At 71.2% G+C, this 13,780-nt stretch carries 11 protein-coding genes; 3 read left to right on the top strand and 8 right to left on the bottom strand.

Annotation, left to right across the window (positions count from 1 at the left end):
• Window positions 1–22: 22 nt before the first annotated feature.
• Window positions 23–904, bottom strand: a complete 882-nt coding sequence (locus WJ35_RS11810) for a DMT family transporter (RefSeq protein WP_069239195.1) — start codon at window positions 902–904, stop codon at window positions 23–25.
• Between the two features lie 658 nt (window positions 905–1,562).
• Here WJ35_RS11810 and WJ35_RS11815 point away from each other — a divergent pair.
• Window positions 1,563–1,775: a hypothetical protein gene (locus WJ35_RS11815; protein ID WP_029226305.1), complete on the top strand. Its 213-nt coding sequence runs from the start codon at window positions 1,563–1,565 to the stop codon at window positions 1,773–1,775.
• Between the two features lie 49 nt (window positions 1,776–1,824).
• A complete protein-coding gene (locus tag WJ35_RS11820; protein WP_060235111.1) occupies window positions 1,825–2,856 on the top strand; it encodes a serine/threonine protein kinase in 1,032 nt (343 codons plus the stop codon).
• 31 nt (window positions 2,857–2,887) lie between these two features.
• Here the strand turns inward: WJ35_RS11820 and WJ35_RS11825 are convergent, their stop codons facing one another.
• A complete protein-coding gene (locus tag WJ35_RS11825) occupies window positions 2,888–4,330 on the bottom strand; it encodes a coniferyl aldehyde dehydrogenase (RefSeq protein WP_069239196.1) in 1,443 nt (480 codons plus the stop codon).
• A gap of 719 nt (window positions 4,331–5,049) precedes the next feature.
• On the opposite strand from WJ35_RS11825, the gene WJ35_RS11835 reads away from it, so the two are divergent.
• Complete coding sequence (locus WJ35_RS11835; protein WP_060235108.1) at window positions 5,050–6,687, top strand: GMC family oxidoreductase; 1,638 nt, start codon at window positions 5,050–5,052, stop codon at window positions 6,685–6,687.
• Window positions 6,688–6,704: 17 nt separating this feature from the next.
• Here WJ35_RS11835 and WJ35_RS11840 read toward each other — a convergent pair whose 3' ends face one another.
• The 6 genes from WJ35_RS11840 to fliF are packed head-to-tail and all read right to left on the bottom strand — an operon-like array spanning window position 6,705 to window position 13,563.
• Window positions 6,705–8,114: a flagellar hook-length control protein FliK gene (locus tag WJ35_RS11840; RefSeq protein ID WP_069239197.1), complete on the bottom strand. Its 1,410-nt coding sequence runs from the start codon at window positions 8,112–8,114 to the stop codon at window positions 6,705–6,707.
• Window positions 8,115–8,145: 31 nt separating this feature from the next.
• Window positions 8,146–8,604 (bottom strand): flagellar export protein FliJ, encoded by a 459-nt coding sequence (fliJ, locus tag WJ35_RS11845; protein WP_069239198.1) that lies wholly within the window; start codon window positions 8,602–8,604, stop codon window positions 8,146–8,148.
• 5 nt (window positions 8,605–8,609) lie between these two features.
• A complete protein-coding gene (gene fliI / locus WJ35_RS11850) occupies window positions 8,610–10,136 on the bottom strand; it encodes a flagellar protein export ATPase FliI (RefSeq protein ID WP_069239199.1) in 1,527 nt (508 codons plus the stop codon).
• Window positions 10,130–10,813 (bottom strand): flagellar assembly protein FliH, encoded by a 684-nt coding sequence (fliH, locus tag WJ35_RS11855; RefSeq protein ID WP_060235105.1) that lies wholly within the window; start codon window positions 10,811–10,813, stop codon window positions 10,130–10,132. The genes fliI and fliH overlap by 7 nt, the downstream gene beginning before the upstream one ends.
• Window positions 10,806–11,801, bottom strand: coding sequence for a flagellar motor switch protein FliG (fliG, locus tag WJ35_RS11860; RefSeq protein WP_060235104.1), 996 nt, complete (start codon window positions 11,799–11,801; stop codon window positions 10,806–10,808). Before fliG ends, fliH begins: the two co-directional genes overlap by 8 nt.
• On the bottom strand, window positions 11,791–13,563 hold the full coding sequence (gene fliF / locus WJ35_RS11865) for a flagellar basal-body MS-ring/collar protein FliF (RefSeq protein WP_069239200.1): 1,773 nt from the start codon (window positions 13,561–13,563) through the stop codon (window positions 11,791–11,793). The genes fliG and fliF overlap by 11 nt, the downstream gene beginning before the upstream one ends.
• Between the last annotated feature and the right edge of the window lie 217 nt (window positions 13,564–13,780).

The raw sequence follows: 13,780 nt of genomic DNA on the forward strand, positions 1-13,780 counted from the left end.
CCTGGTAAGCGGCCCGTGTCGGCTATGCGCGGCCGCAGCGCGGCCGACGTGCCGACGGGCGAAACACGAGCACGAGCCCCGCAATGATCGCGCCCATTCCGGCCAGCGCGAGCGGCTCGGGGCGATTGCCGAGCCAGAGCGCATCCATCAGCGCGGTGACGATCGGCACGAGATAGAACAGGCTCGTCACGTTGACGAGATCGCCGCGCTGCATCAGCCGATAGAACAGCAGCTGCGCGACCACCGAGATCACGATGCCGAGCCACACGAGCGGCACGACGAACGCCCAGGTCGCATCGAATGCGATCGGCCGGAACGGCACGATCGCCGCGCACAGCGCGAGCCCGATCGCGTTCTGCAGCGGCAGCACGTCGGCGGGCGCCGAGCGCACGCGCTTCTGCAGCAGCGCGCCGACGGTGAGCGCGACGAGCGCGGTGAGCGCGCAGGCGATCCCCACGACCGGCACGCCGGCGCCGCCGACGCCGCGGCAGACCACGAGCGCAAGCCCGGCCAGCGCAAGCGCGAGCCCTGCGATGCGCGTGGCCTGCCAGCGCCGTTCGACCCACGCGAGCGTGAGGATCGGCTGCACGCCGAGGATCGTCGCGAGCACGCCGGGCGCGATCCCGCGTTCGAGCGCGAGCAGATAGAAGATCGAGTAGCCGCCCATCAGCAGCACCCCGGTGACGACCGCGATGCGCCGCTCGCCCGGCGCGGGCAGCCAGCGCCCGCGCGCGGCGGACAATGCGAGCAGCACGAGCGATGCGAGTGCGAAGCGCGCGGTGAGGAAGACGAATGCGCACGCGTGTCGCAGACCGAGTTCGGCGAAGATCGCGCCGCTGCTCCAGAGCAGGACGAAGAGCGACGTCGCCCCATGCGCGGTGAGCGCGCGTTTGAACGAGACCATGTGAATCCACCTGTCGAACGGATGAGAACGTTCCATGCGCACGCGCGCCGCTCCGCGCGTCACGACGCACGAACGGCAGGCAGGCGAATGGAGGACGGAACGGCGCCGGCGGTCAGCCGGCGAACGCCGCCGGGGGAGGCGGCGCCGCGCCGACGAGCGGCGGTGCGACAGGGGGAGGAGGCGCGGCCGGATGCGCGCCCGCCCGCGGCCGCGCGTCGAGCGGCGGCCGTGAAATCGGAAGGGCGGACGGTTGCGAAGGCATCGTGGGCGAAATGCGCTGGAAAACGGATGAACGTCGAAGGTACCGCAACAGCGGCCTGAGTGGCAATCGGCGCGCGGGCGTCACGCGCCGCCCGCGCCCGCCATGCGCGCCCCGGAGGCGACCGCCGGAGCGCCGGCGGCAGGATTGCCGGACGGTCACGCTCGACAGGGTATGATGGGGGTGTCGCCCGTGCAAGCGCGCGGGCGGCGCAGTGGTTGATTGGAGACATGCGACGAAATCGCGGCGCTTTGCCCGCCACTTCCGCTTTTCGCGCTTCGATAAACCGTGAACAATGGGATACGCGCGGCCGCCATCGCAGCGGCGGCGCGTGTCGTGCATTGGCCGGCCGCGCAGGTTGGCCGGATATCAAGATTCAAGAACGAGTGGGGAAACATCATGCATGTCGGGTCGATTGTCTGCACTACCCATATCGCGGTGCCGAAGGGCGCGCGCGGCATCGTCCAGCGCATCCTGGGCGACATGGCGATGGTGACCTGGTACGCGGGCGTGCCGGGCGAGTCGAAGGAACTCAACACCGAGCCGTTCTTTCTCGAGGACCTGATCGACACCGGCGAATCCGTGCTGCCGGCCGGCGCGGCCGTTCATTGAGCGGGCACGTCGCACCGAACGCTCGTCTTTCGGCCCGGCTGGCGGCACAATGCGGGGCATGAACGAAGTCACTCCCGCTCCTTCCGCCCCGGCCGGGCCGCCGTTTGCCGGCCTCACGCCCGAGTGCGTGCTCGACGCGCTCGACAGCGTGCTGATGCCGGCCGGCCTGCGCACCGACGGGCGCCTGCTCGCCCTCAACAGTTACGAAAATCGCGTCTATCAGGCCGGCATCGAAGACGGCCCGCCGATCGTCGCGAAGTTCTATCGCCCGGCGCGCTGGTCGGACGACGCGATCCTCGAGGAACACGCATTCGTCGCCGAGCTCGCCGCGCGCGAGATTCCGGCGGTGCCAGCGCGCGCGTGCGACGGCCGCACGCTGCATGCGTTCGACGGCTTCCGCTTCTCGATCTTCGAGCGGCGCGGCGGCCGCGCGCCCGATCTCGACCGCGCCGACACGCTCGAATGGCTCGGCCGCTTCATCGGCCGCATCCACGCGGTCGGCGCGACCCGGCCGTACGTCGCGCGCCCCACGCTCGACATCCGCACGTTCGGCTACGAGCCGCGCGACTATCTGCTCGCGCACGATTTCATTCCGGATGACGTGCGGCCGGCCTACGAGACGGCGGTCACGCTCGCGCTCGAAGGCGTCGAAGCGGCATTCGAGCGCGCGGGCGAGCTTCGCCTGCTGCGCACGCATGGCGACTGCCATCCGAGCAACGTGCTGTGGACCGACGCGGGGCCGCACTTCGTCGACTTCGACGACAGCCGGATGGCGCCCGCGATCCAGGATCTGTGGCTGCTGCTGCCCGGCGACCGCGCGGGCGCGTCGCGCGCGCTCGCCGACCTGCTCGCCGGCTACGAGGACTTCTGCGAATTCGAGCCGCGCGAGCTGCATCTGGTCGAGGCGCTGCGCACGCTGCGCCTGATCCACTACGCCGCGTGGCTCGCGCGGCGCTGGGACGATCCGGCGTTTCCGGCCGCGTTCCCGTGGTTCAACACGCATCGTTACTGGGAAGCGCGCGTGCTCGAGCTGCGCGAGCAGATCGGCGCGATGCAGGAAGGGCCGCTCTGGCCCGTGTGACGGACGCGGGCCGGCATGCGGCCCGCGTCGCTCAGAACTTCAGCATCAGCTTGATGAGCGCGGCGAAGCGCGTGCCGTAGGGCGGCGCGAGCAGGTTGCGCGCGTTCAGGCGCGCCTGCGTCAGCACCGGCTTCATCTTCGAGAACGTCACGAAGCCGTCGTAGCCGTGATACGCGCCCATCCCGCTTGCACCGACGCCGCCGAACGGCAGGCTGCCGCACGCGATGTGCATCAGCGTTTCGTTGACCGAGACGCCGCCCGAGATCGTTTCGCGCATCACGCGCTCGACCGTGCCGCCGTCGTCGTCGAACAGGTACAGCGCGAGCGGCCGAGGCCGCGCGTTCACGTAGGCGATCGCCTCGTCGAGCCGTTCGTACGGCACGAGCGGCAGCAGCGGGCCGAAGATCTCCTCCTGCATCAGCTGCGACGCGGCCGGCACCTGCGTGAGCGCGCACGGCACGAAGCGGCGCGATGCCGGATCGGACGACGCGTCCGCGAGCGGGTGCAGTTGCGCGCCGGCCGCCCGCGCGTCGTTCGCGAGCTGCTGCAGCCGCGCGAAATGGCGGTCCGACACGATCGTCGTGTAATCGGCGTTGCGGGAGAAATCCGGATACATCTTCGCGAGCCGCATGCGCGCGCGCTCGATGAACGCGGCTTCCATCCCGCGCGGCAGCAGCACGTAGTCGGGCGCGATGCAGGTCTGGCCGGCGTTCAGCGTCTTGCCCGCGACGATCGCGTCGACGGCTGCGTCGAAACGCGCGTTCGGCCCGACGATCGCCGGCGACTTGCCGCCGAGCTCGAGCGTGACGGGCGTGAGGTTCTCGGCCGCCGCGCGCATCACGTGCCGGCCGACCTGCGTCGAGCCGGTGAACAGCAGGTGGTCGAACGGCAGCGCGCTGAACGCGGCGCCGATTTCCGCGTCGCCGTTCACGACCGCGACGTGGTCGCGCGCGAAGGCCTTCGCGATCAGCTGCTCGAACAGCGCCGAGGTGCGCGGCGTCAGTTCGGACATCTTGACGATCGCGCGGTTGCCGGCCGCGAGCGCGCAGATCAGCGGGCCCGCCGCGAGCAGCACCGGGTAGTTCCACGGCACGACGATGCCGACCACGCCGAGCGGCTGCGGAATCACCTTCGCGCGCGCGGGCCGCAGCCATTTGTTCATCGGCTTGCGGATCGGCTTCATCCAGCGCTTGCCGTGCTTCAGCGCCTCGTCGATCTCTTCCTTCGCCATCCAGATTTCCGACAGCAGCACCTCCTGCTTCGCGCGATGGCCGAAGTCCGCGCTGATCGCGTCGGCGAGCGCGTCGGCATGGTCGATCAGCAGCGTGCGCAGCGTGCGCAGATGCTGCGCGCGGGTCTCCCAGTCGGGATACGGCGTGCGCAGGTAGGCGGCGCGCTGGTCGTGCAGCAGCGACGTGAGCGCATCGAGCGACGGCAGCGCTTGCGGGGCCAGTTCGGGCAGGTCGTTCTTCATCGCATGTTCTCCAGGTGAGCGTGGCGCGTCGGCCAGCAGTCAGGCCGCACGTGTGCGCTCGGCGAGCGTGGCGGGTCGGGTCGGGGCCGCATGCGCGACGCGGCGTGGGGCCGGATGCGTCGGGTGAGCGAAAACGGCATGAAGCGGCAGGCAAGCGTCGCGTCCGCGCGACGGTATCCGGATGCGGAATCGGGGCGACGCGGTGCGCGCAGGCGGCGCGAGCCGATCGTCGTGGCAAGCGCGGACGGCCGCGTCGGGCGCTCGCCGGTGCGGCGAAGCGCAGTCGCGCAGCATGGGCAGATGCGTGTGTGCACGCGCGACCCGCCGCTCGCTCGACGGGCCGTCCAAACGGTCGGCCGTGTGCGACGTCGTTCGATTTCGGCTGCTGCTGCATCGGCTGCAGCACGTCGCCGTGGTGGCGTCCGTTTGAATTGAAATGCGGGCGGCGCGCGGCGCGATCGGATCATCCGGTCGGCACGCGGCTCGCAGAGCTTCGCGCTGCATCGTCGTCTCCCCAGTTTTGCGACGGCGCGGCGTCTGGCGGCCGTTGCATCGCGTCGCATCGATCGACACATCTTAAATTTAGTTCACGCGCGCGTTTAGAGGAATCGCTCTTTAATGGACCTGCCGCGCGCGCGATGGCCGTTCCTACAATGCCCGAACATTACAAGCGGGAGCCGGCCGAACCGGGCGCCATTCGTGACACGAAGGAGACGTGCATGCAATACGACTACCTCATCGTCGGGGCGGGTTCCGGCGGCGCGAGCCTCGCGGGCAGGCTCGCCGACGCATGCCCCGACGCGACGATCGCGCTGATCGAAGCGGGCGCGCACACCGAGCGCAACCTGCTCGTGAACATGCCGGTCGGCATCGCGGCGCTCGTGCCGTTCAAGCTCGGCACCAACTACGGCTACGAGACCGTGCCTCAGCCGGGCCTCGGCGGGCGCCGCGGCTACCAGCCGCGCGGGCGCGGGATGGGCGGCTCGAGCGCGATCAACGCGATGATCTACACGCGCGGCCATCCGTTCGACTACGACGAATGGGCGCGGCTCGGCGCGACGGGCTGGGGCTGGCAGGACGTGCTGCCGTATTTCCGGCGCGCGGAAGGCAATGAGCGCGGCGCGAGCGCATGGCACGGCGCGGACGGCCCGCTCACGGTGTCCGATCTGCGCTTTCGCAATCCGTTCTCCGAACGATTCATCCAGGCCGCGCACGCGGCCGGCTATCCGCTCAACCACGATTTCAACGGGGCCGCGCAGGAAGGCGTCGGCTTCTACCAGGTCACGCATCGCGACGGCTCGCGCTGCAGCGTCGCGCGCGCGTATATCTACGGCCGCAACCGTCCGAACCTGCATGTGATCACCGATGCGACGGTGCTGCGCGTCGGCTTCGACGGCAAGCGCGCGGTCGGCGTCGCGATCGCGCGCAACGGGCGCGTGGAGACGCTCGGCGCGCGCGCGGAAGTGATCCTGTCGGCCGGCGCGTTCAACTCGCCGCAACTGCTGATGTGCTCGGGCGTCGGCCCGGCCGACCAGCTGCGCCGGCACGGCATCGCGGTCGTGCAGGATGCGCCGGACGTCGGCGCGAACCTGATCGATCACATCGACTTCATCATCAACACGCGCGTGAATTCGTCGGAACTGGTCGGCGTGTGCGTGCGCGGGCTCGCGAAGATGACGCCCGCGCTCGCGCGCTACTTCTCGAGCCGCACCGGGATGATGACGAGCAACGTCGCGGAGGCGGGCGGCTTCATCAAGAGCGATCCGTCGCTCGAGCGGCCCGACCTGCAGCTGCATTTCTGCACGGCGCTCGTCGACGATCACAACCGCAAGATGCACTGGGGCTTCGGCTATTCGCTGCACGTGTGCGCGCTGCGGCCGTTCAGTCGCGGCACGGTGGCGCTTGCGAGCGGCGACGCGCGCGATGCGCCGCTGATCGATCCGCGCTTCTTCAGCGATGCGCGCGATCTCGACCTGCTGGTGCGCGGCGCGCAGGCGATGCGCAGGATCCTGTCGCAGGCGCCGCTCGCGTCGCAGGGCGGGCGCGAGCTGTACACGCGGCCGGACCAGACGGAAGCCGAGCTGCGCGCGACGATCGTTCAGCATGCCGACACGATCTATCACCCGGTCGGCACCTGCCGGATGGGCACGGACGCGCGCGCGGTCGTCGATCCGGCGCTGCGCGTGCGCGGCGTCGAAGGGCTGCGGGTGGTGGATGCGTCGGTGATGCCGACGCTGATCGGCGGGAATACGAATGCGCCGTCGGTGATGATCGGCGAGCGCGCGGCGGACTTCATCGTCGCCGCGCGCCGGGCGGGTGCGCCGCACGCGGCTGCGGCGGCGCTGCACGGCCGCTGAGCGGCGCGCGCGGATGCTCAGGCAAACGTATCGACGAGGCCGGCGCGGCTTGCGGTCGCGACCGTCGCCGCGGGTTGCGCGGCGTCGAGCGTCGCATCGGCGCCTGACGGTGCGCCGCCGCCGCGCCGCGCCGCTTGCCCGCCGGCGAACGACTGCTGCGGGTTCTGCTGCGAAGCGAAGCCGCCGTCGCTGACGGTCGCGCTGCCCAGGCCGAGGCCGCCGGCTTCCATCGCGTCACGCAGCTTCGGCAGCGCGGCTTCGACCGCGTCGCGCACCTGCGGGTGCTGCGACACGAACAGCGCGTGCGCGTGATTGTCCGCGACCCGCAGCACGACCTGCAGCGGCCCGAGATCCGGCGGATTGAGCGTCAGCTCGGCGCTCTGCTGGTGCGCGTTCGACAGGAACACGACCTTCTGGCTCAACGCGTCCGTCCAGTCGGCGGTGCCGACGTGCGGCGCGAGCACGTGCGCATTGGCCGCGGCGATCGAGCCGGCGACCGGAGACGCCTGCACGTTCGCCTGTGCCGCAGCCGCGGCCGTGGCCGCTGCGGTGGCGGCGGCCGCCGTCGCATCGGCTGCCGGGCTGGCGGCCTGTTCGCCGGACCCGAATCCATGCTGCGCGGCCGACTGGCCGCCCGCGCCGGCCTGCAGCGCCGAGGCGGCCGCTTGCGCGGGCGTCTGTTGGGTTGCGAGCGCACCCTTCGCGTCCGCGAGCGTGCGGTCGAAGGTCGGGACGGTCGGCGTGGACTGCGCGCCTGCGGCCGTCGGCGCAGCCGCCGACGACGTGCCCGCGGCGCCGGCGGGCAGCGCGATCGCGCCCGCGTCGCCGGTGAGCTTCGCGAGCGCGGCATGCAGCGCATCGCGGGCCGCTGCGGGCGCGACCGGCGTGGCGGCGGCATCCGTGCCGGCCTGATGTGCGAGCGCGGCGGTCGCGTCGGGCTGGCCCGCTGCGACCGCCGTGCCGGCGAGCGCGGCGGCGCCGGCAGCCGTCGCCGCGGCATCCGCGGCGGCCGGCGCCGGATTGTCCACGCGCGCCTGCAATTGCGCCTGCATGGCGACGGCCGCGGCCAGCGCGGCCGCATCCGGGTTCGGCGTCGCGTTCGCGTCGTCGGTGGACTTGTCGTCGTGGTTGCCGGACGGCTTCGACGGGTTCGTGCCGGCGGCCGAGGTCGACGAATTCGGCGCCGACGTCGACGCGGCCGATGAAGTCGCGCCATCCGACGTGTCGCCGCTGGCGGCGTCGTGGCGGCTGGCGACGCTTTGCTGCAGCGTCTGCGCGAACGGCACGGCGGCCGGGCCGCTGGCGGAATCGTTGCCGGCCGACGCGGCCGGCGTGGCGGATGCGGCCGACGAGCCCGAGTTGCGAACGGCCTTGATGGCGGCGCCGGCGGTGTCGATCAGGGCGCCGAGCAGGGGAAGAGGGAGCATGACGATTCTCTGGTTCGAAAGCGTTGAGCGGTTAGGCCGAGCGGGCCGCGTCGGCCCGCATCCGCAGGATCTTCGCGGCATGCTCGTCGGCCTCGCGCTGTTCGCGCTTCGCGGTGCGGACCGCTTCCTGCGCGACGCCGCGCGCCTGCAGGATTTCGTACGAGCCGACGGTGCGTTTCTTCAGCTGCCAGTGGGGGCGGGCTTCGTCGATGCGCGCGTCGGCGGCGGCCAGCACGTTGCGCTGCTGGGCGATCGCCGCGTCGAGCGTGTCGAGGAAGGCCTGGAAATTCCGCCAGTTGCCGGCGGGCATCCCGTGCTGCGCGGATTGCGCGAAGCGCGCGTGATATTCGTCGCGGTAGCGCAGCAGCGAGTCGAGCTGTTCGGCGGCCGCGCTGCGATCGCGCTGCGCGGTGCCGAGCTGCTTGGCCGCGGCGTCGAGGTCTTCCTGCGCGCGGTCGAGCAGCAGTTGCAACGGAAATCCATGTGCCATCGGCGTCAGCCTCCGTATTCGTCGAACAGCGCATCGAGCGCGGCGAGGCTCGATGCGAACGGCGCGCATTCGCGAAAGCCCTGCTGCAGGAACGCTTCGATGTGCGGGTAAAGCGCGATCGCGCGGTCGAGCTGCGCGTCGCGGCCGGGCGCATACGCGCCCACCGCGATCAGGTCGCGGTTGCGCTGGTAGCGCGACAGCATCTGCTTGAACTGGCGGACGTGGTCGAGGTGCGTGTCGTCGATCAGCGCGGTCATCGCGCGGCTGATCGACGCCTCGATGTCGATCGCCGGATAGTGGCCGGCCTCGGCGAGCGCACGCGACAGCACGATGTGGCCGTCGAGGATCGCGCGCGCCGAATCGGCGATCGGGTCCTGCTGGTCGTCGCCTTCGGTCAGCACCGTGTAGAACGCGGTGATCGAGCCGCCGCCTTCCGGCCCGTTGCCGGTGCGCTCGACGAGCGCGGGCAGCTTCGCGAACACCGACGGCGGATAGCCCTTGGTCGCGGGCGGCTCGCCGATCGCGAGCGCGATCTCGCGCTGCGCCATCGCGTAGCGGGTCAGCGAATCCATCAGCAGCAGCACGTGCTTGCCCTGGTCGCGGAACCATTCGGCGAGCGCCGTCGCGTACGCGGCGCCCTGCATCCGCAGCAGCGGCGACACGTCGGCGGGCGCCGCGACCACGACCGAGCGCGCGAGGCCGTCCTCGCCGAGGATCTGCTCGATGAATTCCTTCACTTCGCGGCCCCGTTCGCCGATCAGGCCGATCACGATCACCTCGGCGCTCGTGTAGCGCGCCATCGTGCCGAGCAGCACCGACTTGCCGACGCCGGAGCCCGCGAACAGGCCCATCCGCTGGCCGCGCCCGACGGTGAGCAGCGCGTTGATCGCGCGCACGCCGACGTCGAGCACATGGTGGATCGGCTCGCGATCGAGCGGGTTGATCGACGCCGCGGAGAGCGGCGCGTCGACCTTCGACGTGAGCGGGCCGAGGTTGTCGAGCGGGCGGCCCGATGCGTCGACGACGCGCCCGAGCATGTCCCAGCCGACCGGCAGGCGCTTGGCGCCCGCGAGCGGATCGGCGACCGGCGCGCGTTCGAGCGGCCACACGCGCGCGCCGGGCAGCACGCCCGCGACGTCGGTGGTCGGCATCAGGAACAGGCGCTCGCCGGCGAAGCCGACGACTTCCGCCTGCGCCACCGGCAGCGTGCTGCCGGGCGGCAATTCGATCGTGCATTCGGCGCCGACCGACAGGCGCAGCCCGATCGCCTCGAGCACGAGGCCCGCCGCGCGGGTGAGGCGGCCGCACGGGCGCAGCGGCAGCGCGCGGCGGCTGCGCGCCGCCAGGCCGTTCAGGTGCGTGCGCCAGTGCGCGAGGTGCGGGTTGTGCGGCGCGCGCGGCGCGGCGTCGGCGGCCGCGGGGGCCGGCGCGGGCTCGCGCGGGGCGTCCGGGCCGAACGACGCGAGCGCGAGTTCGCGCTCGAGCGGCGTCATGCCGTCATGCGCGAACGATTCGGGCGTGGGCGTCACCATGCGCTCACCTTGCCGATCGCGGCGGCGACGCGCTGCCAGCGGGTCGGCAGCGTCGCGTCGACTTCGCCCGTCGCGGCGTGCGCGCGGCAGCCGCCGCGCTCGATCGTCGCATCGGTGCGCACGCTCCAGCCGAGCGCGTCGAGTTCTTCCTGCAGGTACGCCTCGACGACCGGCAGGTCGGCGGGATGCACCGTGAGGTGCGGCGCGCCCGACAGCGCCGGCTCGGCCGCGAGCACGTCGCGCACCGCGGCGACGAGGGCGGCCGGGTCATGCTTCACGTGCTGGCGCACGACCTGCTGCGCGATGTCGAGCGCGAGCTGCGCGACGTCGGCGGCGAGATCGTGCTCGGCGGCGGCCAGCGCCTCCCGGAACGACGCGGCGAGCGCCGCGAGCTGCGCGGCCTGCTCGCGCACCTCGGCCTGGCCGGCCTCGAAACCCTGCTGGCGGCCCTGCTCGTAGCCGGCCTGGTAGCCGAGCGCCTGGCCCTCGACGTGACCGGACGACAGCCCTTCCGCGTGCGCGGCGTCGCGCACGCGCTGCAATTCCTCGGCGAGCGCGGCCGCGGCTGCGGCCGCGGTGTCGGGCGGCGGCGGGGGAGGCGGCGGGTCGAACGACGCCATTTCCCACCGCTGGTAGGCGGTGAGGCTGCCCGCGCGGTCGCTCGCCGGATCAGACATACGCGTCTTCCGCCTTGCCGCCGATCACGATCTGGCCGCCCTCGGCGAGGTTGCGCACGATCTGCAGGATGCGGCGCTGCTGCGTCTCGACTTCGGACACGCGCACCGGGCCGCGCGCGTCGAGATCCTCGGCGAGCAGTTCGGCCGCGCGCTGCGACATGTTCGCCAGGAATTTCTGGCGCAGCGCGGGCGGCGCGCCCTTCAGCGCGATGATCAGCGTTTCCGACTCGACTTCCTTCAGCACCAGATGGATCGCGCGGTCCTCGAGGTCGAGCAGGTTCTCGAACACGAACATCTGGTCGATGATCTTCTGCGCGAGGTCCGGATCGTACTGGCGGACGTTCTCGAGCACGCCTTCCTCGTGCACCGACGTCATGAAGTTCAGGATCTCGGCCGCGGTGCCGATGCCGCCCATCGGGCTGCGCTTCAGGTTGTCGCTGCCGGACAGGAGGCCCGACAGCACGTCGTCGAGCTCGCGCAGCGCGGCCGGCTGGATGCCGTCGAGCGTCGCGATCCGCAGCAGCACGTCGTTGCGCAGCCGCTCGGTGAAGCACGACGCGATTTCGGACGCCTGGTCGCGGTCGAGATGCACGAGGATCGTCGCGATGATCTGCGGATGCTCGTTCTTGATCAGCTCGGCCACCGCGCTCGAATCCATCCACTTCAGGCCTTCGATGCCGCTCGTGTCGCTGCCCTGCAGGATGCGGTCGATCAGCACGCCGGCCTTGTCCTCGCCGAGCGCCTTCGTCAGCACCGAGCGGATGTAGTCGTTCGAATCGAGCGACAGCGCCGTGTGCTGCTCGGCTTCCTTCGCGAACTCGTTCAGCACGCGCTCGACCTCCTCGCGCGTGACGTTGCGCAGCGCGGCCATCGCTGCGCCGATCTTCTGCACCTCGCGCGGCGCGAGGAATTTGAATACCTGCGCGGCCTCTTCCTCGCCGATCGACATCAGCAGGAGCGCGCTCTTGGTCAAGCCTTCAGCGTTCATCGTTCACCCAGCTCTTCACGACGGTTGCGACGATCTTCGGATCCTGGCGGGCGATCGTGCGTGCGTAGTCGAGGTTGCGCTCATAGCGGTGCTTCTCGTTTTCGAAGCCGAGCAGCAGCGCGTCGGCATCTTCGTGCGCGGCGGCCTTCTCCGGCGCGGGCAGGCCGTCCAGCACGACCGCGTCTTCCGGCGCCGGCAGCGCGGGCGCGGCCGGCTCGGGCGGCGGGAACGCGCGGCGCATCGCCGGGCGCACCACCGCGAAGTACAGCGCCGCCGCGACCGCCGCGATGCCGAGCCACTTCGCGGCTTCCTTCGCCATGTCGATGATGTCCGGCTGGCGGTACCACGGCAGGTTGGCGTACGGGTCGCCGGCGGCCGTGAACGTGCTGTTGACGACGTTCACCGAGTCGCCGCGCTTCGCGTCGTAGCCCATCGCGTCCTTCACGAGCTGCTCGACCTGCGCGAGCTTCGCGGGCGGCAGCGGCTGCATCGTCACGTGGCCCTTCGAATCGGCGACCGGCTGGTAGTTGACGACGACCGCGACCGACAGCCGCTTCACGCTGCCCATCGGCTGCTCGACGTGGCGGATCGTCTTGTCGAGCTCGTAGTTGGTCGTCGAATCCTTGCGGTCGCTGACCGGCGTCGCCTGCGGCCCGTTCTGGCCGTTGCCCGCGACGATCGGCGCGGAGGCCGGCTGCGGCGGCGTGTTCGACAGCGCGCCCGGCACGCCCGATGCGCCGCCCTGGGCGAGCTCGGTCGCGGTGCTGGTCTGCTGGCTGCGGATCGCGGTCTGCTGCGGCGTGCCGTTCGGGCCGTAGCTTTCCGAGGTCTGCTCGAGCCGCGAGAAGTCGATGTCGGCGCTCACCTGCGAACGCGCGTTGCCGGTGCCGAAGATCGGCGCGAGGATCGCGTCGATGCGCTTCTGCGTGTTGCGCTCGACCTGCTGCACGTACTTGAGCTGGCTCGCGTCGAGGCCGGTCGCCGACGCCGGCTGCGTCAGCAGGTTGCCGTCCTGGTCGACGATCGTGACGTTCTTCGCGGGCATGTCGGGCACGCCGGACGACACCATCCGCGTGATCGCCAGCACCTGGCCCTCGTCGAGCACGCGGCCCGGGTAGAGATCGACGAATACCGACGCGCTCGGCGCTTCCTTGTCGCGCACGAACACCGACGGCTTCGGGATCGCGAGATGCACGCGCGCCGCTTGCACGGCGTTGACCGACTCGATCGTGCGCTGCAGCTCACCTTCGAGCGCGCGCTGGTAGTTGATCTGCTCGGCGAACTGGCTGATGCCGAATTTCTGGTTGTCCATCAGCTCGAAGCCGACCGAGCCGCCCTTCGGCAGCCCGAGCGCCGCGAGCTTCAGGCGCGTTTCGTGGACCTGGTTCGCCGGCACGAGGATCGCGCCGCCGGCGTCGGCGAACTTGTAGGGAACGTTTGCCTGCTGGAGCGCGGCGATGATCGCACCGCCGTCGCGGTCCGACAGGTTGCTGTACAGCACGCGGTAGTCGGGCGCGCGGGTCCACAGCACGAGGGCGACGATCACGGCGACCGCGAAGGCGGCGGCGATGATGAACGGCAGCTTCGGGTTGCCGCGCATCCGCGCGATGCCCGGAATCCGTTCAGCGAAGCCGCCGAGCCCGAAGTCCACGCCCGCGCCGCCAGCCCCCGGCAGCGCCGCGGCCGCGGCGGCGCCGGGCGCCGGGCTGGCGAGGCCAGTGCGGGCGTCGGGATTGATCAGCGAATTGGCCTGCGAATCCATGCGTCGAGGTTCTCCGGAGCGGGACGACTGAGCCGCTCGGGCGAGCGGGCGGACAATGACACGATGCGATTATCGTGACGCCGCCCCCGATCCGATTGCCCGAAAAGAGCCGGGTTTCCCCCGTACTTTCACGGCTTTGCCGGACGGTGCGCTGCTATGCTTTTTCGCGATCCGGTATGGCGGGCGTGCGATACGCGCCGACGGCCCGCCCGGTCCG

It is taken from the genome of Burkholderia ubonensis (genome assembly GCF_001718695.1).
GTDB lineage: Bacteria > Pseudomonadota > Gammaproteobacteria > Burkholderiales > Burkholderiaceae > Burkholderia > Burkholderia ubonensis_B.

What these genes read in the sequence shown, in the direction of transcription:
- WJ35_RS11810 (WP_069239195.1), bottom strand. Translation starts at nt 904, where the DNA reads ATGGTCTCGTTCAAACGCGCGCTCACCGCGCATGGGGCGACGTCGCTC.
- WJ35_RS11815 (WP_029226305.1), top strand. Translation starts at nt 1,563, where the DNA reads ATGCATGTCGGGTCGATTGTCTGCACTACCCATATCGCGGTGCCGAAG.
- WJ35_RS11820 (WP_060235111.1), top strand. Translation starts at nt 1,825, where the DNA reads ATGCGGGGCATGAACGAAGTCACTCCCGCTCCTTCCGCCCCGGCCGGG.
- WJ35_RS11825 (WP_069239196.1), bottom strand. Translation starts at nt 4,330, where the DNA reads ATGAAGAACGACCTGCCCGAACTGGCCCCGCAAGCGCTGCCGTCGCTC.
- WJ35_RS11835 (WP_060235108.1), top strand. Translation starts at nt 5,050, where the DNA reads ATGCAATACGACTACCTCATCGTCGGGGCGGGTTCCGGCGGCGCGAGC.
- WJ35_RS11840 (WP_069239197.1), bottom strand. Translation starts at nt 8,114, where the DNA reads ATGCTCCCTCTTCCCCTGCTCGGCGCCCTGATCGACACCGCCGGCGCC.
- fliJ (WP_069239198.1), bottom strand. Translation starts at nt 8,604, where the DNA reads ATGGCACATGGATTTCCGTTGCAACTGCTGCTCGACCGCGCGCAGGAA.
- fliI (WP_069239199.1), bottom strand. Translation starts at nt 10,136, where the DNA reads ATGGTGACGCCCACGCCCGAATCGTTCGCGCATGACGGCATGACGCCG.
- fliH (WP_060235105.1), bottom strand. Translation starts at nt 10,813, where the DNA reads ATGTCTGATCCGGCGAGCGACCGCGCGGGCAGCCTCACCGCCTACCAG.
- fliG (WP_060235104.1), bottom strand. Translation starts at nt 11,801, where the DNA reads ATGAACGCTGAAGGCTTGACCAAGAGCGCGCTCCTGCTGATGTCGATC.
- fliF (WP_069239200.1), bottom strand. Translation starts at nt 13,563, where the DNA reads ATGGATTCGCAGGCCAATTCGCTGATCAATCCCGACGCCCGCACTGGC.